The organism is Abyssibacter sp. (genome assembly GCF_964229365.1).
GTDB lineage: Bacteria > Pseudomonadota > Gammaproteobacteria > Nevskiales > OUC007 > Abyssibacter.
In genome coordinates this window covers 20,565-44,137 of sequence record NZ_CAXRDQ010000028.1, presented here as the reverse complement: position 1 = coordinate 44,137, position 23,573 = coordinate 20,565, and the positions used below count along the sequence as shown (strand labels likewise).

Below are 23,573 nucleotides of genomic sequence, written 5' to 3'. Positions count from 1 at the left end.
TCCGACCGACGCTCGCTCGGTGGTCGAGGACGGCAAGCTGGCCGTGGTGCTGGGCATCGAGATCTCCAAGCTGTTCAACTGCGGCGAGTTCCTCGGCGTGGCCGAATGCACACGCGAGGAACTGGTGCAGCGACTGGATGCGGCCTACGACATGGGCGTGCGCCACATCTTCCCGATCCACAAGTTCGACAATGCCTTTGGTGGCGTGGTCCCGGACGAAGCCCTGGGCATCGGCACGATTCTCTATGTCGGGAACCTGATCGAGACCGGAACACCCCTACTCTACGAGGCCTGCCCGGCAGAGTTCAGCGACCCGTCCATCGAATCACCGGATTCGGTCAACCCGCTGGGCGTGATCGATCAGTTGCTGCTGCAACTGGAGTACATCAACGGCCAGCTCAGTCAGGCGCTGCCGGTCCCGCCGCTGGTTCCACAGTCGGAACACGGTCTTTGCAACCTGCAGGGCATCACCGACCTGGGTCAGTTCCTGATCGAGGAACTGATGCGGCGCAATATGGTGATCGAGGTTGATCACAGCGCCCGTGCGGTCATTGACCGTATTCTGGAAATCGCGGAAACCAACGGGTACCCCGGCGTGACCAGCAGCCACGACTGGCTTTACTCGGAGGAGTTGCTGGACCGCGTGGTGGCCGATGGCGGCACAATCAGCCGCTTTGCCAGCTCGCGGGCCGCATGGGTGGACAAGCTGCTACGGGCCGGCGAGCGGCCGGCGACGCTACGCGTTGGCGGCATCATCCCGACCGGCATGGCCAGCGACGTCAACGGCATCGCATCACTGCCCGGCAACAGCAACCCGGCCGATACCCCGCTCTACCCATTCCTCTCGGTGGATGGACGCGTGGAATTCGACAAGCAGGTCACCGGAGATCATGAGTTCGGGCTCTACGACGGCCGTGGCGTGGCGCATTACGGCCTGTACCCGGACCAGATCGCCGACATGCAGCAGTTCACCGAGGACCGTAGCACCGACGAAGTGAACAACGCATTGCGGGCATTGTTCTCGTCCGCGGAAGGCTATCTGAGAATGTGGGAAGCGACGGACGCCTGGCGACAGTAGCCCGGCGTGGTTACTTGTTCTTGCCGAAGCGTTTGACCTGCCGCTTGCGCTTGCGCTCCTGCCGGGGCGTGAGCGTATTGCGGCGTCCTTCAAAGGGATTGTCACCGCTTTTGAACAGGATCTCGACCGGCGTGGCATACAGGTCGAACGCTTCGCGGAAGCGATTCGAGAGATAACGCTTGTAGTCGGTATTGACGCGGGCGGTCTGGTTGCCGTGAATGACGATCTTCGGGGGCCGGCGGCCGCCTTGATGCGCGTAACGCAGCTTGATCCGGCGGCCATGGACGGCCGGCGGCTGGTGGGCGCGAACGGCGTCTTCCAGCACCTTGGTCAAGGCCGATGTCGTCAGGTTGGCGTTCGCTGAATCCGATGCCCGGACCACCGAGCGCATCAGCTCACCCAGCCCCGAACCACGTAGAGCCGAGATCGTGTGCACCGGTGCGAAATCCAGATACGGCAGCTTGTAGTCCAGCTCTTCGCGAATCTGCTTGCGAACCGCTTCCTCGAGCTTGTCCCACTTGTTGATGGCGACAATGATCGAGCGGCCCTCGGCCGCTGCCAGACCCAGCACACGGGCATCCTGGGCACCGATATCAGAGCGGGCGTCGACGACAACAATCGCCACGTCACTTTGCTCGATCGCCTGGAGCGTCTTCACGCCACTGAACTTCTCGGCGATGCCATCGCGCTTGGAACGCCGCCGCAGACCGGCAGTATCAACCAGACGAAATGTGCGTCCCTGCCAGTCGAAGCCGACTTCAACACTGTCGCGCGTTGCGCCCGGCGCATCGGCCGCCACCACGCGCTCTTCGCCGAGCAGCCGATTAACCAGGGTGGACTTGCCCACATTCGGGCGCCCGATCACGCAAATGCGCGGGATGCCGGGATCGCGCGGAGGCGGCGGCTCACCCTGCCCGAACGCTGGCAGGTGCTCGGCCAAACGCTCGCCCAGCGACACCAGACCGCGGTTGTGTGCCGCGGCGATCGGCAACGGATCGCCCATCCCCAGCGCGTAGAAGTCGGCATTGGCTTCGACCGCGCTGAGTCCTTCGGATTTGTTGACAGCGAGAACCACCGGCCGATCCTGCCGGCGCAGGCGCCTCGCGATCTCCTGATCGGCGGGGTTCAGGCCAGAGCGCGCATCGACCAGAAAGACGACGACATCGGCCTCTTCAAGCGCAGCCGTCGCCTGCGCTTCGGTCATTTCGCGGAAGTCAGGATCTTGGTCCGGCCCAATCCCGCCTGTATCGACGACGATGAAGCGCTGGTGTTCGAGACGGCCGATGCCGTACTGGCGATCGCGCGTGAGGCCAGGAAGATCGGCGACCAACGCGTCGCGCGTGCCGGTGAGCTGATTGAATAGCGTGGACTTGCCGACGTTAGGCCGCCCGATCAGGGCCACTACCGGCAGCGCGCCGGATTCTGCCGGTGTGTCAGTCATGGGTACTTGTCAGACTCGATCGCTATGGCTCAACCGGGACGGTTTCCAGCGCCGCCAGCGTGCCATCGGTGGCCAGGACGTACAGCCGCTCGCCTTCGATGCGCGGCGTCGCACGGATCGCGTCACGTGCCGGTCGGCTGCGACCGATCACGCGACCATCGGCCGGCGACAGCACATGCAGATAGCCTTCGTAGTCACCGACGATCAGGTTGCCGCGAAACCACACGGGCTGGGTCAGGCCACGGTACGACAGGTCCGACTGGTCCCAGATCGCAGCACCGGTCACCACGTCCAGCGCCCAGACCGTGCCAGCGGCGTCGGTGACGTACAGCTGGTCGCCGTTGACCGCCATGCCGGTGTAGCTCTGCAGGTTGCGGCGCCAGATTTCGCGACCGGTTACGGCCGACAGCACGACGAGCTCACCACCATAGCTGGCGGTGAACAGGCGGCCATCATCCAGCAGCAGCTGGGCATCCACATCGACGATGCGCTCCAGTTCCGAGCGGCCGGTGGGCTCACGGATCAGCTGCTCCCAGTCCACGTCGCCGGTACGGGTGTCCAGCGAGATCACATGCCCGGTGTCCAGACCGATGATGGTGTTGCCTCCCCGCACCAGCGGATCGGACAAACCACGTAGCGTCAGTGCGGGCGCGGCGCGGTTGAACTCCCATTCGCGCTCGCCGTTGTCTGCATCCAGACCAAAGACACGACCATCCACCGTGCGCGTCACCACCCGACCGCCCCCTTCGACCGGAGCGGCGAGAACCTCGGCGTCGACCACGGTGCGCCAGCGTTCTTCGCCCGTCACGGTGTCGAAGGCGACCACTTCGCCGTCCAGCGTACCGAGCAGGACCTGACCGTTGCCCAGCCCAGGACCAGCGACAAACCGGTAGTCGGTGGACTTGGACCACAAGGTGGCGCCGGCACCAGTATCCAGCGCGCGAATCCGCCCCTTGGCGTCGGCGGTAAAGACCCGCGTGTCGACAACCAGCGGTACCAGTGCCGCGAACTTGCCAGCAGAGCCCGCGCCGACGTCCTTGGACCAGGCGCGCTTGAACTTCACTTCCGGCGTTTCGACGTCCGCGAGTTCGGCCGGCTTGTTGGCGACCTCGTTACTCGCGCAGGCAGCCAACAGCACGGCGGCGAGGGTGACGATTCCGATGCGCATCACGATGCCTGCTCGTCCTGTTCGTCCGGCTGGCCCAGTTCCGCCAGCTTGCGATCAACCGCCGAGCGCGTCGGCGCGCGCAGATCCATCGCGGCCAAGGCCGCGGTATAGGCCTCGCGCGCCTGTTCCGTGGCGTCGGTGGTCATCAGAATGTCGCCCTTGAGTTCGAAGAACGCCGCCTCGAAAGCCTGCGGCGGCGTCGCGTCATTGAGCACGCTCAACGCGGTATCCGGGTCGCCCTGGGTCCAGCGCACGCGCGCCAGACGCAGCGATGCCAATGCCCGGGTGGGCGCATCATCAGCGTAGTTTGCAACCCAGCTCAGGGACTCGGCGGCTTCGTCATACCGGGCTTCGTCCGCATAGGCCTTGGCAATCATCAGATGGCCCAGCGCCGCGTAAAGCGTGCCCTTGTACTCGCTCCCCAGCGTATCCGCGCTGCCAGCTGCGGCATCGAGATCACCGGTCTCGATCGCTTGGGTCAGGGCGTTGTATGCACCGGAGGCGGCGAGTGCCTGACCTTCCTGATGCCCGGTCCAGCCCTGCCAGCCGAACACGGCCGCAAGGCCAACGATGACGCCGCCCACCACGGGCTTCCAGTATTCGCCAACCCACTCGCGCAGGCGCTGGACCTGCTCTTCGTCTGTTCTCTGTTCCACGTGTCTTCCTGTTTCCTGTCGTGCCTACGCCGCAGCCTCTGAGGCCTGCAAACGCTCACGGAGGGTTCCGGCCAGCGCAGCTTGCGCGACCGCCTGTTGATCGTCTCGAACCCGCAGCGGTTTGACCTGCACGGTTGCCGATTCGACTTCGCTCTCGCCGAGGATGAGCGCGTACTGCGCGCCACTGCGATCCGCGCGCTTGAGCTGCGATTTGAAACTGCCGCCACCCGCATTCACCACCAGCTTCACGCCCGGCAAGGCATCCCGCAGCCGCTCTGCCAGCACCACGGCTTCGGCCTCGGCGGCCTCACCCAAGGCGGCGAGATAAACATCCGCCACCGGCTGAGCCGTCACACCGCGGGCCTCCATCAACGCCGCTAGCCTCGCGACCCCGATGGCAAATCCGACGGCGGGTGTGGGCTTGCCACCCAGCTGTTCGACCAGGCGGTCATATCGCCCGCCCGAGCAAACAGCGTTCTGCGCACCCAGCTCGGTCGTCGTCCACTCGAACACCGTGCGCGAATAGTAATCCAGTCCGCGAACCAAACGTGGGTTTAGCGTCCACGCAATGCCCAGAGCGTCCAGGCGTTGCGTGAGCGTTTCGAAATGCTGCCGAGATTCATCGTCCCAGTAATCTGGCAACTGGGGCGCGGCCGCCAGCATCGGCTGCATGGCCGGTGTCTTCGAGTCGAGCACGCGCAGCGGATTGGACTCCAGCCGCCGTGTCGCATCCGCATCCAGCACGTCCGCGTGCGCCCGCAGGTAGTCAACCAATGCGTCACGATGCCGCTGCCGACCCGCGCCGTCACCCAACGAATTCAGTTCGAGAGTGAGTGAGTCCGTGACCCCCAGCCGCTGCCAAAGGCGCGCGCTGATGGCGATCAATTCCACGTCGATGTCCGGACCGGCCAGCCCGAAGGCTTCGACGTTGAACTGGTCGAACTGGCGGTACCGGCCTTTCTGTGGACGTTCGTAACGGAACATCGGGCCGGCCAGCCACAGCTTCTGAGGGCCGGCATGGGCCAGCGAATGCTGGATCACCGCACGAACAACTCCGGCCGTGGCTTCGGGTCGCAAGGTCATCGACTCGCCATTGCGGTCGTCGAAGCTGTACATCTCCTTCTCGACGATGTCGGTCACCTCGCCGATGGAACGGGCGAACAGTTCCGTCTTCTCCATCAGCGGCAGGCGAATCTCACGAAACCCGTAGCTTTCGACCACGTCGGCCGCGGCTCGGATCAACTGCGATTGGATATTGCAGGCGTCCGGCAACAAGTCCGGCATGCCGCGGATGGCTTGAATGGTCACGATGTCGGTTCGGTCAGACGATTGCGGATCAGCTTTTCCAGCGTATCCACGAGTTCTTCGTTGTTGGTCTTGTGCTGTATGGAGCCGTCGATGAAGATCGAGTTCGGCTTGCCGCCAGTCACCCCGACATGTGCCTCACGCGCCTCGCCCGGCCCATTGACCACGCAGCCGATGACGGCGAGGTCCAGCGGGGCATCGATGTCTTCGAGGCGCGATTCCAGTTCGTTCACCGTCTTGATCACGTCGAAGTTCTGACGCGAGCAGGACGGGCACGCAACCAGGTTGATGCCGCGCGTGCGCAGGTGCAGCGACTTGAGCATATCCCAGCCGACCTTCACCTCTTCGACCGGATCGGCAGCCAGCGACACGCGCAGGGTGTCGCCGATCCCATCGGCCAGCAGCATGCCCAACCCGATCGAAGATTTGACCGCGCCCGAGCGTACGCCCCCGGCCTCGGTGATTCCCAGGTGCAACGGCTGCTCGATCTTGGCGGCCAGCTTGCGGTAGGCCTCGACGGTCATGAACACCTCGGAGGCCTTGAGGCTGACCTTGAAATCCGGAAAGTCGTGGCGATCGAGGATGTCGATGTGGCGCATGGCCGATTCGACCAGGGCGTCGGAATTGGGCTCGCCGTACTTCTCCTGCAGCTCCCGCTCCAGCGAGCCGGCGTTCACCCCGATCCGAATCGGAATTTTGTGATCCCGCGCGCAGGCGACCACTTCGCGCACACGGTGCTCGCCACCAATATTGCCCGGATTGATCCGCAGACAATCAGCGCCATTTTTCGCGCTGGCCAGGGCGACCTTCCAGTTGAAGTGAATATCGGCGACCAGCGGCACGTCCACCTGCCGGCGAATCTCGCCAAACGCTTCGGCTGCCTTCAGCGTGGGCACGGAGACACGGACGATGTCCGCGCCGGCCTTCTGGATACGCTGGATCTGTTCGACCGTGGCGTCGACATCCTCGGTCTCGGTGTTGGTCATGCTCTGCACGGAAATCGGCGCATCACCGCCTACCGGCACATTGCCGACATGGATCTGCCGCGACACCCGTCGCGTGATTCTGTGCTTGCTTTGCATCGCCATGAGAAAACTCGATCAGCTGCGTGGCTGAATTCGCTGGCTACTCGACCGTGAAACGCGCGGTGTTGTTCCCGCGCATATGCTGCGACACGTCAACAGACTCGCCCTGAAACGACACATCAACGCCTGGGGCATACCCCAGAAACACCGAAAACGGCCCGGTCTCGTCAATGGCCCGCGTTTCGCCACCCTGGATCAAGCCATTGAGCACGCGTCGCCCGCTGCCATCCTCGACCCGAACCCAGGATGCCTCGTTGAATTCCAACACCAGCGCCGCCGGCACCTGAACCGCTTCGGCCGGTTCCGCCGCGGGTTCGCCTGTTACGCCGGCCTCCGCCGCGGGTTGATCGTCGCTCTGGGCTGTCTCCGGAGCGGCCGCCATGGTCGTTTCCAGCGCCAGGCGGCGCGGGCCTCCCGCGCTGGTCGTCGACCGGTTGCCCGTCGCTGGGCGTTCCGCGCCGGGTGCCGAAGCAGCCGGCTGACGAGCCTGCGCAGCTGGTGGCGATGCTTGTTGCCGCGCCACACTGGGCGGCGTCGACGAGTTGCCTGCAGACACCGGTTCCGGCGCCGCGGATAGCAGCCACCAGCCCACGGCAACGGCGGCAACGATGATCACGAGAAAGACCAGCAGGACCGGCGCGCGGCGCCGTTCACGGAGGGGCTCGTCCTGCAGCAGCACCGGAATCTCGAGCTTGGGCAGCTGGCCGCCAGCATGGGCCTCATACCCGGCGATCACCGCGGCCTCGTCCGCACCGACCACCCGCGCATATTTGCGGTAATAACCGCGCACGTAGACGGGTTCGGACAACAACTCGAAATTGTCATTCTCGATGGCGTCCAGCATCGAACGCGGGAGTTTGGTCTGCACGACCATCTCGTCGAGGCTCAGACCTCGCTCTTCCCGCGCTGCCCGCAGCAATCCGCCCGGTTTGGGTTGCAGCGGTTCCTGCCGCCCGGGTAGATCCATCGGCTCTTCTTCAGCCATTCCGTTCTGATCTCAACAATGAGTACGTTTCTTCGGCTTCGGGAAACTGCTGCTGCAACTGAGTGGCGTATCGACGAGCGGCCGCAACATCCCCCAAGGCACGTTCGGTCCGCACGCCCAACCAGAGGGTCTGCGGACTGTGCGGGGCAGCTTGCGAATAGCGCTGCAAAAACGCCCGGGCGAGAAGATACTCCCCGCGGTCGTACGAGAGCAGCGCGATTTGCGCCAACGCGTTGGGGAACGTGCTGTTCTCCCGAAGCGCGGCGCGGAAATAACCTTCGGCCCGTGCATCCAGCCCCGCTTTCCGGGCACAGACCCCGGCATTGGTCTGCGCCACTTCCGGTGTCCGGTAGCCGGTCACCCGTAACGCACGATCAAAAGCCAGCAAGGCCTCATCGTACCGCGACTGTCCGCAGAGAAACACACCGTAGTTGTTCTGGGTGTCCGGGCTATTCGGAGCCAGCGCAATCGCCCGGCGATAGTGGCGGTCCGCGGACACCCGATCACCCCTGTTCTGATACACAAAGGCGATGCTGGCATGGGCCAGCGCCAGAGAAGGGTCCTGCTCGACCGCCCGTTGCAGCTTGGACAACGCACGGTCGGTTTCACCCTTGCGCATGTAGTCGATACCGAGCTGCGTATTAATGCGAGCCGCTTCGGTGTAATCGGCATCGGATCGGGCATAGGTGCCGTCTGGCGATTCGGTGACGCAGGCGGTCAAGGTTGCGAGCACTACGCCCGCCCATAACCAACCGCGGATGATCCGTTGGCGTGCGATCAAGGTGCGACCCGCACAGGGATGTCCGACAAACGGCGTTGCTGCCGGCTGGCGACGCGGCCGACCAGCTGCCCGCAGGCCGCATCGATGTCATCGCCCCGCGTGCGGCGCGTTGTCACCATCAGCTTGTTGCGCCGAAGAATGTTCGCAAACGCTTCGATACGCTCGGGGCTGGACCGGCGGAACCGGGTCTGAGGAAACGGGTTGAAGGGGATGAGATTAACCTTGGCCGGCATGTGCCGAAGCAGCCGTGCCAGCTCGCGGGCGTTGTCATCACTGTCGTTCACGCCATCGAGCATCACGTACTCGTAGACGATGTGCATCTTGCGATCGCGCTGGGTGTAGCGACCGCAGGCAGCGATCAGGTCGGCGATCGGGTACTTGCGGTTGATCGGCACCAGTTCATTGCGCAGCGCATCGTTCGGAGCATGCAGCGACACTGCCAGGGCGGTGTCGACATCAGCACTGAGTCGATCCATGAACGGCACCAGCCCCGAAGTGCTCACCGTCACCCGGCGCTTGGACAGGCCGAACCCAAGGTCGTCCTGCAATAACCGGATCGCGGTGATCACCTGGTTGTAGTTGGCCAGCGGCTCACCCATGCCCATGAACACGACATTGGAGATCGGCCGCTCCTTGCCCAACTCATCGACCAGGGTGCGGATCGCGAACCAGACCTGGCTGACAATCTCCGCCGCGGTCAGATTGCGCTGCAGGCCCTGCTGCGCGGTGGAACAAAACGCACAGTCCAGTGCGCAGCCCACCTGGGAGGAGATACAAAGCGTGCCGCGGTTCGCTTCGGGGATGTACACGGTTTCGATCGCCCCGCCACTCTCCAGCCGCAGCACCCACTTGCGGGTGCCGTCAGCCGACAGCTGCGCCGCTTCCAGCGCCGGCAACCGAACGTCAGCAATGCCAGGCAGGCGTGCCCGAAATGACTTGCTGACATCGGTCATGTCCTCGAAGGACGTGACCCGTTTCTGATAAAGCCATTGCATCAACTGGCGAGCCCGAAACGCGGGCTCGCCATGTGAATGCACAAACGCTTCCAGGGCCGCGCGATCGAGACCGAACAGGTTCACAGATTGTGCGACCGGGTTGGACATGGCTTATCGCGTACGCAGGCAGACTTCGGTCGTGCTGAAGAAGTAGGCAATTTCTACGGCCGCGGTGTCTGCAGCATCCGAGCCGTGCACGGCGTTCTCATCGATGGATTCCGCATGGTCAGCACGGATCGTGCCGGGCGCAGCGTCCTTCGGGTTCGTCGCGCCCATCAGTTCGCGGTTCTTCGCAATCGCATCCTCGCCTTCCAGCACCTGGATCATCACCGGACCGGAGGTCATGAAATCGACCAGATCCTTGAAGAACGGGCGTTCTGCGTGAACCGCATAAAAGCCTTCGGCTTCCTTGCGGGAGAGATGCTTCATCTTCGCGGCGATGATCCGCAGCCCCGCCTTTTCAAAGCGGCTGTAGATGTCGCCGATCGCGTTCTTACCAACGGCGTCCGGCTTGATGATGGAAATGGTTTGCTCGACGGCCATGCGTGCTCCTACGCGTAACGATATGTATGTGTCAGCGGCTTTAAGGGGCTTGCGATCAGTACGAAGCCACCCTTTTCAGAAAGAAACGCCGTCACGAGGGACGGCGTTAACCCGCTTATTCTAAAGACCGGCGGGGCATGCGGCAATGCAACACGCCCGCGCCCACGACAGCGATCAACTGGCGACGGCAAAGCTCTCGCCGCAGCCACAGTGATCGACCACGTTGGGATTCTCGAAGTGATACATCTGATTCAGCCCATCCCGGCGGAAGTCCAGACGCAATCCCTCGAGCAGTTCCAGATGCTTGCGCGCGATTACCACGGTGGACCCGTAGGCCTCGAAGCTCACGTCGTCCTCACCCACGGCGTCGGCATAATCCAGCGCATAGGCGTAACCGGAGCAACCGGAGGTCCGAACCCCCACACGCAAGCCCAGGCCGTGCCCACGCTTGGCGAGCTGTTCCTGAATGCGGCCGGCGGCCGCCTCGGTAATCTCGATGTTCGTTGTCTTGCTCATACTGTGCTGACCGTCTGTTGCGACTGGTGTTCCTGCGCGCCGACATCCTGCCATCGACGGTAGGCGGCCTGCAGCGCATCCACCGCCATCAACGCCGCCGGCATTTGAATTCTCGCCAAGTGAAGGGCCTCCGCCACGTCAGTGGCGCAGAGCGTCAAGACATCCGCCCCGCCCGTTTCCGCGTACTCGCAAGCCCAGTCTGCCGCGCATAGCGTTGCGGGCGAACCATGGGCCCGAAACCGCGCAGATTCAATGCCGCCATCACAGAATCGCAAGCTGATCTCGACCACGTCGTCACTCGCCGGCGTCGTCGCCCGTGCGGTGGCTTCGGTGATTGGCTCGTCGGCCCCGCGCGCCCAGCGCAAGGTTTCGAAGCGCGCACGTAACGTCTCCATCAAGCAGCCTCCGGCTGCAGCGCCGTCAGCCGCGCGGCCGCGTTGCTGATCTGCGCCACCGCGGCGTCGATCTCGGCGACTGTGGTGGTGCGCCCCAGGCTCAGGCGCAGGCTGGCACGCGCCTCGGCGTCGCTGCGCCCCAGGGCACGCAGGACATAGGAAGACTCCTGCCCGCCCGACGTGCAGGCCGAGCCCTGCGACACCATCAACCCTGGCAGACCGAACAGCAGGCTCTCACCGTTCAGACCCGCGAAGGTCGCATTGAGAATATGCGGCGCCGTGCTCTGTGGCTGACCGTTGCGGATCACGCCCGAAATCCGTGACAACCCCGCCCACAGATGTTCGCGCAGTGCGCGGACCCGGTCCGGCGCATCCGCACAAACCTGCAGGCGGCGCACGGCGGCTGCAAAGCCGACAATCTGGTGCGGCGCAAGCGTGCCCGGGCGCAACCCGCGCTCCTGACCGCCTCCATGCATGAGCGGCCGGAGGCGAACAAGCCCCCGGCGCATCACCAGGGCACCGATGCCTGGCGGCCCGTGGCACTTATGCGCGGACAGGGCTAGCAGATCGATACCCATGGCGTTGATGTCGATGGGCAACCAAGCCAGCGACTGGGCGGCGTCAACGTGAAACAGCGCCGGGTGATCGGCCAGCTGTCGGCCGATCGCGGCAATGTCCTGCACGGCGCCGGTCTCATTGTTGACATGCATCACCGACACCAACCGCGTATCGGCCTGCACCGGAGCAAGCACATCGGCCGCCGCAACCACACCGTCCGCGCCAGGCTTGAGCCAGGTCACGCGCCAGCCGCCGCGCTCCAACTGCCGAATCGGGTCGAGCACGGCCTTGTGCTCGGTGCGGGCCGTGACGATATGTGCCGGAGCCTGCTGCGCAAGCCCGCCGAGGATCGCGAGGTTGTCGGCCTCGGTCGCGCCACTCGTCCAGATCAGCTGCTCCGAGGCGGCGCCTACATGGCCGGCCACTGTGGCTCGCGCCTGCTCGACCCGTTCTGCAGCCAGGCGGCCGGCTGAATGTGCCGATGCCGGATTGGCCAGATGCAGGGCCTGAGCCATCTGCTCCGCGACCACCGGATCGATTGGCGTCGTCGCCGCATGGTCCAGATAAATCGATTGATCGCTCATGCGCCCAACCCCACCGAACGCATCAGCCGGGAGGTCGCCGGATTCAGGCGCTGCAGCTCGGCCAGCAGTGTCTCGATGTCCTCCGCCGTATTTCCAACACCCAGGCTGACACGAATCGCGCCCTTGGCCTCGTCGGGCGGAATATGCATTGCGAGCAGGACATGACTGGGTTCACCCTTGCCGCTGGCACAGGCCGAGCCGGAAGACACCGCACAGCCGGCCTGATCCAGCGCCATCAGCAGGCTTTCGCCGTCGAAGCCGGCCAGTCGGAACTGGGTGGTGTTGCATAGACGCGGCGCAGCCGCGGCAAAGCGGGTGACACCGGGAATCTGGTCCAGCCCGGCATCCAGTTGCTCGCGCAGCTGCTGCAGGGTTGCGATACGGGTCGCCAGCTCGTCTGCGGCCAACACCGCCGCCGCACCGAAACCGGCGATAGCGGGCACATTCTCGGTGCCGCCACGCAAGCCGGCCTCCTGCCCGCCACCGTGCATTTGCCGGTGCAGCACCACCCGTTCGCCCAGCACCAGGGCGCCCACACCCTTGGGACCGTAGAGCTTGTGCGAGGACAGCGACAGCAGATCCACACCCAAATCGTTCCAGACCAGCGGGAGCTTGCCGGCCGCCTGAACCGCATCGCAATGCAGCCACGCGCCGGCGGCATGCACCTGCTTCGCGATGGCGGGAATGTCCTGGATCACGCCCGTTTCGTTATTGGCCAACATGACCGAAACCAGCGCCACGTCGCCGCCCCCCAGTCGACCGTCCAGCCAGGCCAGATCCAGCAGGCCGTCCCGACCCGCCGGAATGCGCTCCATCGGCACCCCTTCGCGCTGGAGCGCCTCAGCACATTCCAGCACCGCGGGGTGTTCGGTTGCGCCGATCAACAGCTTGCGACCCGGTTGGCCGGCCATGACCCCGCGCAGCGCGAGGTTGTCGGCCTCGGTGCCGCCGGTGGTGAACACCACGGCCTCGGCCCGCGCGCCGACCAGTGCGGCAACCTGAGCCCGAGCCTGTTCGACCACATCGCGGGCGTTACGACCGCTGCGGTGCAAGCTGGACGCGTTGGCGTACGTCGCAGCGTAGGTTGGCAGCATCCGCTCCAGCACCCGCGGGTCCAGCGGCGTCGTGGCGTTGTAGTCGAAGTAAAGCGTCATCGTCCCGAATCAGGCTGCGAAGGTCACGACGGATTCACGCACGTCGAGCCGGCCGGCGACCACATCGTCCAGCGAGACGTCGGCCAGAAAGCCCTGCACCTGTTCCGACAAGGCCATCCAAAGACCGTGCGTGCGGCACCGCTCACCGTTGCCGGTGCAGGCAGTCTGCCCCCCGCAGCGCGTGGCATCCATGTCCTCGTCCAGCGCGGCCATTACGGCCGCCACGGAAATCTGGTCAGCCGGACGGGTCAGCGCATAGCCACCACAACGACCGCGGCGGGCGGACAGCAGTTCGGCGCGGCGCAGCGCCGCGAACAACTGCTCCAGATAGGCGACGGACAGATTCTGCCGCTCGGCGATGTCACCGATACAGACGGGTTCCTCGCCGCCATGCTCGGCCAGATCCACCATGGCCATGACCGCGTAGCGGCCGCGCGTCGTGAGTTTCATGATGGCTTGTTCGCCGCCCGCTGCTTGGACGCTTCGACGATGGTCTCGGCCGCCTGCTCGGCTTCATCCCGAGCGAATTCCGGCACGTCCAGCCGCGGCAAATCCTGGGCGTCGACATGCTCGCGCAAGGCCTTGCAAAGCTGTTCGACGCGTCCGTCCAGCACGTGAATGTGGTGCAACATCGACCCGATGGCCTTGGACACCGGGTCCGGCATCTCACGGGTCATGCCGTAGGCGTCAAAGCCCATCTTCTCCGCCATGGCCAGCATTTCGCGCGATGGCTGCTTGCGCTCGCTGACCACGCGGCCGGGGATGCCGACCACCGTCGCGCCGTCTGGCACGTCTGACACGACCACGGCATTGGAGCCGATGCGCGCACCGTCACCCACGTTCAACGGTCCCAACACCTTGGCGCCGGCGCCGATCACCACGTTGTTGCCCAATGACGGATGCCGCTTGCCCGGCGACCAGGACGTGCCACCCAGCGTGACACCGTGATAAAGCGTGCAGTCGTCTCCGACCACCGCGGTTTCACCGATGACGATGCCCATGCCATGGTCGATAAAAAAGCGGCGACCGATCCGCGCACCGGGATGAATCTCGATACCGGTGAACCAGCGACCGAGATGCGACAACACGCGGGCCAGCCATTTCAGGCCATGCCGCCAGCACCAGTGCGCAAGCCGATGCCCCCAAATGGCATGCAAGCCGGGGTAGGCTGTCAAAACCTCGAGCGCATGGCGTGCGGCCGGGTCTCGGTCGAACACGATGCGGATGTCTTCACGCAGGCGTTGGAACATGCTGTTTATTCCGACTGAACTACTAGGGATTATACGCCGTCGATCACGGGTGGCACAGACGCTCCTGCTCGCAGGGGTTATCGGCAGCCTGCAAGCGGCCGACGACGAGGACCTGCTGGAACTCGACCCGCTGACGATCTACGGCGAAACCGACCCCATGTACGAAGCCGAGCGCCGCATCCGCGAAATCGGCAAGACGCTGCCGCAACTCGACACCCGCGCCAACGAGCGGCCCACCGCCGTGGACGAGACCCTGGAAGCGCTGGGCCTGACCGGTGACGGCATCCAGGCCACGCATCCCGACAATCAGCGCCACTGGGCCGAGACGCTGGACAAGCTCCAATCCGACGGAAGCGACGACTAATCGCGTTGCGGAGGCGTGCAGCGCTCGATCTTGGTCAGCACTCCGCGCAGGAGATTCACCTCATCGGAATCCGGCGTGGCTCGGTGAAATAATCGGCGCAGACGCCGCATCAGCAGCCGTGGATTGTCCGGGTTGAGGTACCGCAGGTGGATGAGCGCACGCTCTAGATGCTCGAACAACCCATCCATGGCTGCCTGGGTGGCCGGCGGCACATCGGATGGGGTCTCCACGCCGGGGGCCAGCAGCGTTTGGCGCAGCTCGTATGCCATCACCTGCACGGCCATCGCGAGATTCAGCGAGCTGTATTCGGGATTCGCCGGCACGTGAATCAGCCGCTGGCAAAGATCCAGCTCGGCGTTGGTCAATCCGGTCTTTTCCCGCCCGAAGAGCAAGGCGATACGGCTGTCATCCGGCAGGGTCGCGATGCGCGTGGCGGTCTCTCGTGGCGTGTCGGCCGGCACCGTGATCGCCCGCAGGCGCGCACTGGCGCCCATCACCAGATTGCAGTCGGCGATGGCGTCTTCGACCCGCTCGACCACCAGTGCCCGCTCCAGCACATCGCCGGCACCGGAAGCCCTCGCCACGGCCTTGTCGCTGGGGAACTCTCGCGGGTCCACCAGTGCCAGATCGGACAGGCCCATGGTTTTCATCGCACGCGCCGCGGCGCCGATATTGCCGGAATCAGTGGTGCCGACCAGGACGATGCGAATGGCGCTCAGGTCTCGCATGGCTGTTCCCGTGATAATCTCGCGCCGCCCAGCGTCCCCGGTTTTCGGGTCGTTTTCCGTTCTTTACAAGACACTAACGATGCACCCATTGCTAAACATTGCAGTTGGCGCGGCCCGTTCGGCCGGCAACCTGATCATGCGGCACTACGATCGCGTGGACGAATTACGTGTGCACACCAAGCAGCGTAACGATTTCGTGACCGAGGTCGATCGCTCCGCCGAGGCGCGCATTATCGAGCATATTCACCGGGCAAACCCCAACCACGCCATTCTCGGCGAGGAAACCGGCGCCAGTGGTGACGATGAAGTCGTCTGGATCATCGATCCGCTAGACGGAACGACCAATTTTCTGCACCAGTTTCCGCAGTTCGCGGTGTCCATCGGCATTCAGGTCCGCGGCAAGCTGGAACACGGCGTGGTCTACAACCCGTATTCGCAGGAGCTGTACACCGCCTCGCGCGGTGCCGGCGCGGCCCTTGACGGCCGCCGCATTCGCGTGAGCCGCGCCAACAGCCTGGAAGGCGCCCTGATCGGCACCGGCTTTCCGTTTCGCGACGATCAGGACGTCGACGGCTACATCGCGATGTTCTCGGAGATCATGCGCAAGACCGCCGGCGTACGCCGCGCCGGCGCCGCCGCGCTAGACCTGGCCTTTGTGGCCGCCGGCCGGCTCGACGGTTTCTGGGAACTGGGGCTGAAGCCCTGGGACATGGCCGCCGGCATTGTGCTGGTGCGTGAAGCCGGCGGCATGGTCGGCGAGATGTCCGGGCGCGGCGACCCCATGAACAGCGGCAACATTGTCGTTGGCAACCCCAAGGTCTACGAGGCGCTGGGCGGCACCATCATGCGCCATCTGCGCACCAAGAAGCCGAGCTGAGCGCCGTCGGAACGCGCTGGAGACCGGGCCCGGTTCAGAACAGGTTGAAGTCCTTGCGCAGGCCGATCCGGACATTCGACTGATCATGCTGCAGATCGTCGCTGGTGCGGCGATCGAAGTCCTGATTCAGTGACTGGGTTTCCCATTCCGCGGTCAGGAAGAACTGCCATGGCAGTTCGATCGCGGTGCTGAGCGTGGCCCGGAAGCCCTGCGGCTCGCCGAGATCGATCCAGCCGGCGCCGATGCCGATTTCCCAGTATTCGTCGATGTACGCCCGCAACTCGCCGGTGATCGAGTAGCCGTCTTCGGTGATCTCGTCGTCGTCCCCGAAGGTGTATTCCTCGTAGTTGAGACGGCCGTTGAACGACAGACGCCCCACCCCACTCTCGCCGATAAAATATTTGCCCAGTCCGATACGGGTTGACGACACGCCCACGCCGCCGTCGTCGTACTCGCCATCGGTGTAGCGCCCTGCAATGAACATCGCCTCGACCGGACCGAACTTGCGAACGGCCAGAGACACATCGTAGGTCACACCGTCTGCGTCACCCGTCAGGTCCACGGCTTCGGGCTGATCCAGGCCGGAACCGGAGGTCTCGAAATCCAGTTGGGTGTAGCTGACGCCGACCGTGGTGTAGACGATGGAGGTCTCCGCTGCCGCTGGCAGCGCCGTGAGGCTTGCCACAGTGGCCAGCAGGGCCGGCAAGATAATCGATCGCATGGTGTCTCCCTGACGCACGTGAACAGCCGGTCTCCGCCGGCCGATGCGGGTGAGCATACCGCCCCGTTGGAGCCGCTGCATCACCTGCATCACGGACCCTACAAGCCAAGTTGCCGGGCAGCGAGGTCTTTCATCACTTCCGACGCCCCGCCACCTATCGACAAGACTTTGGTCTCGCGAAAAATGCGCTCGGACCGGCACCCACGCAGGTAACCGGCACCCCCAAGAATCTGCACCGCCTCGCCGGCGACCTGCTCCAGCATCGCCGTCGCGCCATTCTTGAGCATGCAAAGCTCGGCAATGGGTGCCTCACCCTGCTCACAACGCCAGGCGAGTTCATTCAGATGCGCCCGCTGGCTGGCGATCGCGGTGAGCATGTCAACGAGCTTGTGCCGAATCACCTGTCGCTGGCTTAGCGGCCGGCCAAAGGTCTCGCGTTGCCGCGCCCAGTCGAGGGCCTCGTCGTAGGCGCACTGCGCCAGCCCTACCGCCTGCGCTGCAAGCGCCAGCCGCTCACCGTTGAAGTTGCGCATGATGCCGAGAAAGCCGGCGTTTTCCTGACCGATCAGGCAATCGGCCGGCACCCGGCAATCCTCGAAATAAAGTGTCGCGGTATCCGAGCAGCGCCAGCCCATCTTGTCCAGCGACGTGCGGCCGAGCCCCGGCACATCGCCGGGAACGGCAAACAGCGAAATGCCCTGCATGCCTGCGTCACCCGTTCGCGCGGCCACGGTCATCCAGTGGGCCCGCATACCGCTGGTGATGAACGTCTTGCTACCGTTGAGCACGTAGTGGTCGCCATCACGCCGGGCGTGGGTTTTCAGGTTCGCCACGTCAGAGCCGCCCGAAGGTTCGGTGATGGCCAGGGCCGAGACCTTGCGGCCTGCCAGCACGTCGGGCAATACACGCCGCTTGAGCGCGTCGCTGCCCAGCGCCACGATCGGCGGCAAACCAATGCCCAGCGATAGCAGCGACGCGATCAAGCCCCCGGAGCCGGCACGGCACAGCTCATCGATGACGATCAGGGGATAAAAGCTGTCGGGCGTTTCCAAACCGCCATAGGCTTCGGGAAAGCCGACGCCGAGCAAGCCAACATCCGCGGCCTGCTCGTGCAACGACAGCGGCAGTTCGCCGTCAGCCTCCCACGCATCGATTTGCGGAACGATCTGCTCGGCGGTGAAGCGCCGGACCTGCTCGCGGAACGCCCGGTGCTCGTCGGTCTCCCAGAATGCGGACATCATGTCTCCTCTCGATCGCGGCGACCGCGTGCGGTCGGCCAGTTATGGTGATCGATATTCGAGCATGCGCCTATAACGAACGCGAGCCGATGGTCCAGACAGACCACCGGCTCGCGGTGTGGCGGCGACGGTGCGCCACCTAAGACTGCCGCGACTAGACCACCGCGCCATCCGCCGGGCGGTCATCGTCATCGCTGGGCGGCATCACGTCCTCACGCGATACGCCCAGGGCAATGGACACCGGGCTCGCGACGTAAACCGACGAGTAGGTGCCGACCACCACACCCACGATCAACGCGGTCGAGAATCCGGCCATGACCTCACCGCCAATCAAGCGCAGTGCGATCAGGGCCAGCAGCGTCGTCAGGCTGGTCACCAGCGTCCGTGACAGGTTCTCGTTCACCGAGCGATTAATCGTCGCCTTGGCATCACCCGCGGCAGCACGCCGGAAATTCTCACGGCAGCGGTCGAACACGACGATGGTGTCGTTGAGCGAGTAGCCGATCACGGCCAACACCGCCGCGAGCACGGTCAGGTCGAATTCCAGATGGAGGAAAGAGAAGAATCCCAGCGTGATGATCACGTCATGCCCCAGCGCAGCCACGGCGCCGGTCGAGAACTTCCAGTGAAACCGGAACCAGACATAGGCAAAGATCAGCAGCAACGCGATGATGGTTGCCAACGAACCATCGACGGTGAGCTCCTCACCCACCTGCGGGCCGACAAACTCCACCCGGCGCAGGTCCGGTCGCGCGCCGTCCGCCCGCAGCGCCTTGAGCACCTCTGTCGACAGGTCAGCGTTGCTCTCCCCGTCGCGCGGGGCGAGGCGGATCATCACATCATTGCGGGCACCGAAGTACTGCACGATAGCGTCACCAAAACCGCCATCGGCCAGCTGACCACGAATCGCATCCAGATCCGCCGCTTCGGGATAACCGACTTCGACGATGACGCCACCGGTGAAATCGATACCGAAATTCAGCTGGCGTGTCGCCAGCGAGACGATGGAGGCGATGATCAGTACGGCCGAGATCAGCAGCGCAAGCTTGCGCTGGGCCATGAAGTCGAAATTCGGCGTTTGGCTGAAAAATTTCATGGCTTAGATCGGGAGCTTGGAGAGTCGGCGACCGCCGAACAGTGCATTGACCAGCACGCGTGTGCCGAAGATTGCCGTGAACATGGACGAGATGATGCCGATCGACAATGTCACCGCGAAGCCCTTAACCGGCCCGGTGCCGAAGATGAACAGCACCACAGCCGCGATCAACGTGGTGATGTTGGCATCGGCGATGGTCGAGAACGCCTTGTCGTAACCGCCGGCAATGGCTTCCTGCGGCTTGGCGCCCGCTTTCAGTTCCTCGCGGATGCGCTGAAAGATCAGCACGTTGGCATCCACCGCCATGCCCACCGTCAGCAACATACCGGCGATGCCGGGCAAGGTCAGCGTGGCCTGCAGCATGGACAACACGGCGACGATCATCACAACGTTGAGCAGTAGCGCAGCGTTGGCGATCAGGCCGAACACTTTGTAGTACATGGCCATGAACAACACGACCAGGGCGAATCCGAGAATGGTCGCGTTACGGCCCTGCTCCACGTTGTCCTGTCCGAGGCTGGGTCCGATGGTCCGTTCCTCGACGATGGCAATCGGAGCGGCCAGCGCGCCGGCACGCAGCAGCAGCGCCAGGTCGTGGGCTTCCTTGCTGGTCAGGCCGGTCGTCTGGAAGCGCTTACCGAACACGCCGCGAATCGTCGCCACGGAAATGATTTCCTCGATCTGCTCGCGATCGAACTGCGGCTCACCGTTCTCGTCGTAGGTTGTCGTGATGATCGTCTCTTTGTAGAGCACGGCCATCGGGTTGCCCACGTTCTTTTCGGTGAATTCGAACATGCGCTTGGCCGCGCGACCATCGAGCGTCACCGACACGGCCGGCGTGCCGCTTTCCTGATCCACAGTCGCTGCCGCGTCCACCAACTCGTTGCCGGTGGCAATGATGTCGCGCTTGAGCAAATAGGGCCGGTCGGTGTCACGCTCGAAGAACAGCTGCGTGCCCGCCGGGGCGATGCCGGTGCGGGCTGCGCGATCCGGGTCGCCTTCCAGCGCGACAGCCCGGTATTCCAGCGTCGCTGTCGCACCGAGCACGTCCTTGATGCGTGTGGTGTCCTGCACGCCCGGCAGCTGCACCAGAATGCGGCTGGCGCCCTGGCGCTGCACCACAGGCTCGGCGACGCCCAGCTGGTTGACACGACTGCGCAAGGTGGTGAGGTTTTGCTTGACCGCGAAGTCCAGAATTCGCTGTTCTTCTTCCTCGGTCAGGGCCAGCACCAGTGCGTTGCTCGACTGATTGGCATCTTCGACCGACAGCTCCCGATACTCTCGGTTCAGCGTCGACTGGGCCTCGTCCAGGGTTGCGGCATCTCGAAACGCGATGATCAGCGAGCCATCCTCGATCTTGCGCGAGGTGTAGCGCAGGTCACGCGCCCGCAAGAACGCCGGTATTTCCTGCAGATAACGCTCCATCGCGGTCTCGCGGACCGACTGGGCATCGACTTCCAGCAGGAAGTGCACGCCACCACGCAGATCCAGCCCTAGCGACATCGGCTCGGCGCCCAGGCCGACGAGCCAGCCAGGTGTGCGCGGCGCCAAGCTGAGAGCGACCACGTAGTCACGCCCCAGCACCTCTCGCAGACTTTCGGCCGCCGCAAGCTGAGCGGTGTCGTCGGGCATGCGGGCCAGCAGCTGCCCGTCGACGATGGCGACCGACAGCGCTTCGATATCGGCTCGGGAGAGGATGGCATCCACGCGAGACACGAAGGACTCGTCCAGCACGTCCCCGGAATCCGAAGACACCTGGATTGCCGGATCCTCGCCGAAGAGATTCGGCAGCGCGAACAGCACGCCCACCACCACAACGGCGGTGAGCAGCAACCACCGCCACAGGCTGTTTCGATTCATCAGACGGACTTCAGCGAGCCCTTGGGCAACACGCTGGAGACAGACTGGCGCTGCACCGTGATGACCACACCCTCGGACACCTGCAGCTTGATGTACTCATCGCCCATTTCGGCCACGGCGCCGGCAACACCGCCTGCGGTGATGACCTCATCGCCCTTGGACAGGCTGGCGATCAGTTGCTTGTGCTCTTTGTTTCGCTTCATCTGAGGACGTATCAGCATGAAGTAGAACAACACGATCAGACCGACCAGCGGGAGCAGCTGAACGAAGGCGTTGGGGCCGGCACCGGCGCCCTGCTGGGCGTGTGCGGCGGAGATCAGAAAATCCATATTTCCGAGTTCTTGGGTAGGCGAAAGGCGGCGTAGTATGCCAGAACACCCAACCATGCTCCTGCCCCGTGACCGAACCCGTCCTCATCGTGTTCTGCACCTGCCCCGACTCCGCCAGTGCCGAGGCCATCGCGCGGCAACTGGTGGGCGAACATCTCGCTGCCTGCGTCAATGTGTTGCCCGCCATCCGCTCGGTCTATCGCTGGGCAGGACAAGTCGAATGCGACGACGAGGCCCTGCTCTGGATCAAGACCACACAAGCCGCCTACTCGGCGCTAGAATCCACCATCCGTCAGATTCATCCGTACGAACTCCCCGAAATCATCGCGGTCGAATCGGCCCGCGGCCTTCCTGACTATCTGCAATGGGTTCACGACTCTTCATCAGCATCGCGTTGATCAGCTTCAGCGCGCTGTCGGCGGCGAATGACTTTGGCGCGGACAGCCAGGCTGCGTTTCTGTCCGCAGATCAGGCATTCGTGGCAGACGTCTGGATGGACGGCGAGCAAGCGACCGTCGCCTGGCAGATCGCGCCCGGCTACTATCTCTACGGTCATGCCCTGGCGTTCGAGCTGGATGGGGCGACCTTGCAGGCCAGCATCCCGGCCGGCGAACCCTACCGGGATGAACACTTTGGTGATGTCTCAATCTACCGCGACCAATTGTTCGTGGCGCTGCCGCCGGAGGCTGCGCGCGGCACCCTGACAGTTCACTATCAGGGCTGCGCCGATGCCGGCCTGTGCTATCCCCCCACGCAACGCAGTTTCACTTTGCCGCCACCATGAAAACCTGGATCGTCCTGCTCGTGATCGCGGTCATCGCTGCTGCTGGCGGCTTCGCGCTGCAACAATCCATGCAGGCGCCCGACGCCCTGCCAGCACAGGCCGCCCTACCCAGTTTCAGCATTGCCGACCTTGGCGGCGAGCCGGTCACGCCAGACGACTTTCCGGGTAAAACGGTGCTGATCAACTTCTGGGCCACCTGGTGCCCACCCTGCCGAGACGAGATTCCCGAACTCATTGCACTTCAGGACAAGTACGGCGAGGATCATTTGCAGATCCTGGGTATTGCGCTGGACGACCGAGCGCGCGTTGCCGAATATGCAGCCCGGATCGGCATGAACTACCCGGTGCTGGTGGTCGAAGGGGCAGACGGCTTCGACCTGATGGATGCCTACGGGGCGCAGATCGGCGGCTTGCCGTTCAATGTCATGATTCACCCCGATGGCCGCGTGGCCTTGCGCCATGAAGGGGCCGTCACCGGCGACGAGATCGAGTCACGACTGAAACTGCCCACCGGCATGTAGGAAATTTGCGGCGATTGTCTGCGAAATTCGCCATATCTCCCTGAAAAGGGTTCACATCGCATTCCCGCTCAGGCACACTCGATGCAAATTGCTCGGGGGTGCACGTGGCCACGTTGCTACTGCTTAATGGTCCAAATCTGAATCTGCTCGGCTCTCGCGAGCCTGGGATTTATGGTGACCAGTCCCTTGATCAGCTGGAAGCCTCGCTGATTGATGAGGCGACGCAGGCTGGGCACGCCCTGGCGACGTTCCAGAGCAACCACGAAGGCGAGCTCATCGACCGCATCCATGCCGCCGTGCGCGAGGGGGTCGACTTCCTCCTGATCAACCCCGCGGCGCTGACCCATACCAGCATCGCGTTGCGCGACGCCTTGCTCGCCGTGGGCATTCCGTTCATCGAGATACACCTGTCGAACGTTCACGCCCGTGAAGCGTTCCGGCATACAAGCTTTCTTTCCGATATCGCGGTTGGTGTGATCGCCGGGCTGGGGCCGATTGGCTACAGCCTGGCGCTGCGCGCCGCCATCGTCCAGTTGAAGACTGCCAACCCCAAGGGCTGAC

General features: G+C 64.1%; 28 protein-coding genes. 7 read left to right on the top strand and 21 right to left on the bottom strand.

Features of this window, described 5'->3' with window-relative positions; genetic code table 11:
• Positions 1-1,078: hypothetical protein (locus tag ACE1EY_RS04275; RefSeq protein WP_370299559.1), on the top strand; the 1,078-nt coding region annotated here is incomplete at its 5' end.
• Positions 1,079-1,088: 10 nt separating this feature from the next.
• Here ACE1EY_RS04275 and der read toward each other — a convergent pair.
• The 15 genes from der to cysE all read right to left on the bottom strand — a co-directional run bounded on the left by der (position 1,089) and on the right by cysE (position 14,494).
• The gene (gene der / locus ACE1EY_RS04270; protein WP_291512303.1) at positions 1,089-2,519 is read right to left on the bottom strand and encodes a ribosome biogenesis GTPase Der; all 1,431 of its coding nucleotides are present in this window, start codon (positions 2,517-2,519) and stop codon (positions 1,089-1,091) included.
• A gap of 22 nt (positions 2,520-2,541) precedes the next feature.
• Positions 2,542-3,687, bottom strand: coding sequence for an outer membrane protein assembly factor BamB (gene bamB / locus ACE1EY_RS04265; RefSeq protein ID WP_291512310.1), 1,146 nt, complete (start codon positions 3,685-3,687; stop codon positions 2,542-2,544).
• A complete protein-coding gene (locus tag ACE1EY_RS04260) occupies positions 3,687-4,343 on the bottom strand; it encodes a tetratricopeptide repeat protein (protein WP_291512302.1) in 657 nt (218 codons plus the stop codon). Before ACE1EY_RS04260 ends, bamB begins: the two co-directional genes overlap by 1 nt.
• 24 nt (positions 4,344-4,367) lie before the next feature.
• Positions 4,368-5,654, bottom strand: coding sequence for a histidine--tRNA ligase (gene hisS, locus ACE1EY_RS04255; RefSeq protein WP_370299560.1), 1,287 nt, complete (start codon positions 5,652-5,654; stop codon positions 4,368-4,370).
• Positions 5,648-6,730: a flavodoxin-dependent (E)-4-hydroxy-3-methylbut-2-enyl-diphosphate synthase gene (gene ispG / locus ACE1EY_RS04250; protein ID WP_291512309.1), complete on the bottom strand. Its 1,083-nt coding sequence runs from the start codon at positions 6,728-6,730 to the stop codon at positions 5,648-5,650. The genes hisS and ispG overlap by 7 nt, the downstream gene beginning before the upstream one ends.
• Before the next feature lie 43 nt (positions 6,731-6,773).
• A complete protein-coding gene (locus tag ACE1EY_RS04245; protein ID WP_370299558.1) occupies positions 6,774-7,718 on the bottom strand; it encodes a helix-turn-helix domain-containing protein in 945 nt (314 codons plus the stop codon).
• Positions 7,711-8,499, bottom strand: a complete 789-nt coding sequence (gene pilW, locus ACE1EY_RS04240) for a type IV pilus biogenesis/stability protein PilW (RefSeq protein WP_291512299.1) — start codon at positions 8,497-8,499, stop codon at positions 7,711-7,713. Before pilW ends, ACE1EY_RS04245 begins: the two co-directional genes overlap by 8 nt.
• Complete coding sequence (rlmN, locus tag ACE1EY_RS04235; RefSeq protein WP_291512298.1) at positions 8,496-9,602, bottom strand: 23S rRNA (adenine(2503)-C(2))-methyltransferase RlmN; 1,107 nt, start codon at positions 9,600-9,602, stop codon at positions 8,496-8,498. The genes pilW and rlmN overlap by 4 nt, the downstream gene beginning before the upstream one ends.
• 3 nt (positions 9,603-9,605) lie before the next feature.
• On the bottom strand, positions 9,606-10,037 hold the full coding sequence (ndk, locus tag ACE1EY_RS04230) for a nucleoside-diphosphate kinase (RefSeq protein ID WP_291512297.1): 432 nt from the start codon (positions 10,035-10,037) through the stop codon (positions 9,606-9,608).
• A 174-nt stretch (positions 10,038-10,211) separates the two neighbouring features.
• Positions 10,212-10,553, bottom strand: coding sequence for an iron-sulfur cluster assembly accessory protein (locus ACE1EY_RS04225; protein ID WP_291512296.1), 342 nt, complete (start codon positions 10,551-10,553; stop codon positions 10,212-10,214).
• The gene (locus ACE1EY_RS04220; RefSeq protein ID WP_291512295.1) at positions 10,550-10,948 is read right to left on the bottom strand and encodes a hypothetical protein; all 399 of its coding nucleotides are present in this window, start codon (positions 10,946-10,948) and stop codon (positions 10,550-10,552) included. The genes ACE1EY_RS04225 and ACE1EY_RS04220 overlap by 4 nt, the downstream gene beginning before the upstream one ends.
• Positions 10,948-12,090, bottom strand: a complete 1,143-nt coding sequence (locus ACE1EY_RS04215) for a cysteine desulfurase family protein (RefSeq protein WP_291512294.1) — start codon at positions 12,088-12,090, stop codon at positions 10,948-10,950. The genes ACE1EY_RS04220 and ACE1EY_RS04215 overlap by 1 nt, the downstream gene beginning before the upstream one ends.
• Positions 12,087-13,244: a cysteine desulfurase family protein gene (locus tag ACE1EY_RS04210; protein WP_291512293.1), complete on the bottom strand. Its 1,158-nt coding sequence runs from the start codon at positions 13,242-13,244 to the stop codon at positions 12,087-12,089. The genes ACE1EY_RS04215 and ACE1EY_RS04210 overlap by 4 nt, the downstream gene beginning before the upstream one ends.
• Positions 13,245-13,253: 9 nt before the next feature.
• A complete protein-coding gene (locus ACE1EY_RS04205) occupies positions 13,254-13,694 on the bottom strand; it encodes an Rrf2 family transcriptional regulator (protein WP_291512292.1) in 441 nt (146 codons plus the stop codon).
• Positions 13,691-14,494, bottom strand: coding sequence for a serine O-acetyltransferase (cysE, locus tag ACE1EY_RS04200; protein WP_291512291.1), 804 nt, complete (start codon positions 14,492-14,494; stop codon positions 13,691-13,693). The genes ACE1EY_RS04205 and cysE overlap by 4 nt, the downstream gene beginning before the upstream one ends.
• Before the next feature lie 49 nt (positions 14,495-14,543).
• Between cysE and ACE1EY_RS04195 the strand changes: the two genes are divergently transcribed.
• On the top strand, positions 14,544-14,858 hold the full coding sequence (locus ACE1EY_RS04195) for a hypothetical protein (protein ID WP_291512290.1): 315 nt from the start codon (positions 14,544-14,546) through the stop codon (positions 14,856-14,858).
• On the opposite strand, the gene ACE1EY_RS04190 is transcribed toward ACE1EY_RS04195, so the two are convergent.
• Positions 14,855-15,586, bottom strand: coding sequence for an RNA methyltransferase (locus ACE1EY_RS04190; RefSeq protein ID WP_291512289.1), 732 nt, complete (start codon positions 15,584-15,586; stop codon positions 14,855-14,857). The genes ACE1EY_RS04195 and ACE1EY_RS04190 overlap by 4 nt on opposite strands.
• Before the next feature lie 79 nt (positions 15,587-15,665).
• Here ACE1EY_RS04190 and ACE1EY_RS04185 point away from each other — a divergent pair, with 79 nt between their 5' ends.
• On the top strand, positions 15,666-16,463 hold the full coding sequence (locus tag ACE1EY_RS04185; protein WP_291512288.1) for an inositol monophosphatase family protein: 798 nt from the start codon (positions 15,666-15,668) through the stop codon (positions 16,461-16,463).
• Between the two features lie 34 nt (positions 16,464-16,497).
• Here the strand turns inward: ACE1EY_RS04185 and ACE1EY_RS04180 are convergent, their stop codons facing one another.
• The 5 genes from ACE1EY_RS04180 to yajC all read right to left on the bottom strand — a co-directional run bounded on the left by ACE1EY_RS04180 (position 16,498) and on the right by yajC (position 21,707).
• Positions 16,498-17,184, bottom strand: coding sequence for a hypothetical protein (locus ACE1EY_RS04180; protein WP_291512287.1), 687 nt, complete (start codon positions 17,182-17,184; stop codon positions 16,498-16,500).
• A 98-nt stretch (positions 17,185-17,282) separates the two neighbouring features.
• A complete protein-coding gene (locus ACE1EY_RS04175; protein WP_291512286.1) occupies positions 17,283-18,425 on the bottom strand; it encodes an acyl-CoA dehydrogenase family protein in 1,143 nt (380 codons plus the stop codon).
• Between the two features lie 151 nt (positions 18,426-18,576).
• On the bottom strand, positions 18,577-19,518 hold the full coding sequence (gene secF / locus ACE1EY_RS04170) for a protein translocase subunit SecF (protein WP_291512285.1): 942 nt from the start codon (positions 19,516-19,518) through the stop codon (positions 18,577-18,579).
• A 3-nt stretch (positions 19,519-19,521) separates the two neighbouring features.
• Positions 19,522-21,378 carry a protein translocase subunit SecD gene (secD, locus tag ACE1EY_RS04165; RefSeq protein ID WP_291512284.1) on the bottom strand — a complete coding sequence of 619 codons (1,857 nt, stop codon included), beginning with the start codon at positions 21,376-21,378 and terminating at the stop codon, positions 19,522-19,524.
• Positions 21,378-21,707 (bottom strand): preprotein translocase subunit YajC, encoded by a 330-nt coding sequence (gene yajC / locus ACE1EY_RS04160; RefSeq protein ID WP_291512283.1) that lies wholly within the window; start codon positions 21,705-21,707, stop codon positions 21,378-21,380. Before yajC ends, secD begins: the two co-directional genes overlap by 1 nt.
• Before the next feature lie 68 nt (positions 21,708-21,775).
• Between yajC and cutA the strand changes: the two genes are divergently transcribed.
• The 4 genes from cutA (at position 21,776) to aroQ (ending at position 23,572) form a co-directional block, all read left to right on the top strand.
• A complete protein-coding gene (gene cutA, locus ACE1EY_RS04155) occupies positions 21,776-22,105 on the top strand; it encodes a divalent-cation tolerance protein CutA (protein ID WP_291512282.1) in 330 nt (109 codons plus the stop codon).
• Positions 22,072-22,491 (top strand): protein-disulfide reductase DsbD domain-containing protein, encoded by a 420-nt coding sequence (locus ACE1EY_RS04150; RefSeq protein WP_291512281.1) that lies wholly within the window; start codon positions 22,072-22,074, stop codon positions 22,489-22,491. Before cutA ends, ACE1EY_RS04150 begins: the two co-directional genes overlap by 34 nt.
• Positions 22,488-23,012 (top strand): TlpA disulfide reductase family protein, encoded by a 525-nt coding sequence (locus ACE1EY_RS04145; RefSeq protein WP_291512280.1) that lies wholly within the window; start codon positions 22,488-22,490, stop codon positions 23,010-23,012. Before ACE1EY_RS04150 ends, ACE1EY_RS04145 begins: the two co-directional genes overlap by 4 nt.
• 104 nt (positions 23,013-23,116) lie before the next feature.
• Positions 23,117-23,572, top strand: coding sequence for a type II 3-dehydroquinate dehydratase (gene aroQ, locus ACE1EY_RS04140; RefSeq protein ID WP_291512279.1), 456 nt, complete (start codon positions 23,117-23,119; stop codon positions 23,570-23,572).
• The last annotated feature ends 1 nt before the right edge of the window (position 23,573 follow it).

Excerpts from the sequence above, each read along its gene's own strand:
- ACE1EY_RS04150 (WP_291512281.1), top strand. The coding sequence starts at position 22,072 with ATGGGTTCACGACTCTTCATCAGCATCGCGTTGATCAGCTTCAGCGCG.
- ACE1EY_RS04180 (WP_291512287.1), bottom strand. The coding sequence starts at position 17,184 with ATGCGATCGATTATCTTGCCGGCCCTGCTGGCCACTGTGGCAAGCCTC.
- der (WP_291512303.1), bottom strand. The coding sequence starts at position 2,519 with ATGACTGACACACCGGCAGAATCCGGCGCGCTGCCGGTAGTGGCCCTG.
- cysE (WP_291512291.1), bottom strand. The coding sequence starts at position 14,494 with ATGTTCCAACGCCTGCGTGAAGACATCCGCATCGTGTTCGACCGAGAC.
- ACE1EY_RS04215 (WP_291512294.1), bottom strand. The coding sequence starts at position 12,090 with ATGAGCGATCAATCGATTTATCTGGACCATGCGGCGACGACGCCAATC.
- ndk (WP_291512297.1), bottom strand. The coding sequence starts at position 10,037 with ATGGCCGTCGAGCAAACCATTTCCATCATCAAGCCGGACGCCGTTGGT.
- yajC (WP_291512283.1), bottom strand. The coding sequence starts at position 21,707 with ATGGATTTTCTGATCTCCGCCGCACACGCCCAGCAGGGCGCCGGTGCC.
- ACE1EY_RS04175 (WP_291512286.1), bottom strand. The coding sequence starts at position 18,425 with ATGATGTCCGCATTCTGGGAGACCGACGAGCACCGGGCGTTCCGCGAG.
- ACE1EY_RS04225 (WP_291512296.1), bottom strand. The coding sequence starts at position 10,553 with ATGAGCAAGACAACGAACATCGAGATTACCGAGGCGGCCGCCGGCCGC.
- secD (WP_291512284.1), bottom strand. The coding sequence starts at position 21,378 with ATGAATCGAAACAGCCTGTGGCGGTGGTTGCTGCTCACCGCCGTTGTG.
- rlmN (WP_291512298.1), bottom strand. The coding sequence starts at position 9,602 with ATGTCCAACCCGGTCGCACAATCTGTGAACCTGTTCGGTCTCGATCGC.
- ACE1EY_RS04210 (WP_291512293.1), bottom strand. The coding sequence starts at position 13,244 with ATGACGCTTTACTTCGACTACAACGCCACGACGCCGCTGGACCCGCGG.
- ACE1EY_RS04145 (WP_291512280.1), top strand. The coding sequence starts at position 22,488 with ATGAAAACCTGGATCGTCCTGCTCGTGATCGCGGTCATCGCTGCTGCT.
- ACE1EY_RS04220 (WP_291512295.1), bottom strand. The coding sequence starts at position 10,948 with ATGGAGACGTTACGTGCGCGCTTCGAAACCTTGCGCTGGGCGCGCGGG.
- bamB (WP_291512310.1), bottom strand. The coding sequence starts at position 3,687 with ATGCGCATCGGAATCGTCACCCTCGCCGCCGTGCTGTTGGCTGCCTGC.
- ACE1EY_RS04245 (WP_370299558.1), bottom strand. The coding sequence starts at position 7,718 with ATGGCTGAAGAAGAGCCGATGGATCTACCCGGGCGGCAGGAACCGCTG.
- ispG (WP_291512309.1), bottom strand. The coding sequence starts at position 6,730 with ATGCAAAGCAAGCACAGAATCACGCGACGGGTGTCGCGGCAGATCCAT.
- ACE1EY_RS04190 (WP_291512289.1), bottom strand. The coding sequence starts at position 15,586 with ATGCGAGACCTGAGCGCCATTCGCATCGTCCTGGTCGGCACCACTGAT.
- ACE1EY_RS04205 (WP_291512292.1), bottom strand. The coding sequence starts at position 13,694 with ATGAAACTCACGACGCGCGGCCGCTACGCGGTCATGGCCATGGTGGAT.
- ACE1EY_RS04185 (WP_291512288.1), top strand. The coding sequence starts at position 15,666 with ATGCACCCATTGCTAAACATTGCAGTTGGCGCGGCCCGTTCGGCCGGC.
- secF (WP_291512285.1), bottom strand. The coding sequence starts at position 19,518 with ATGAAATTTTTCAGCCAAACGCCGAATTTCGACTTCATGGCCCAGCGC.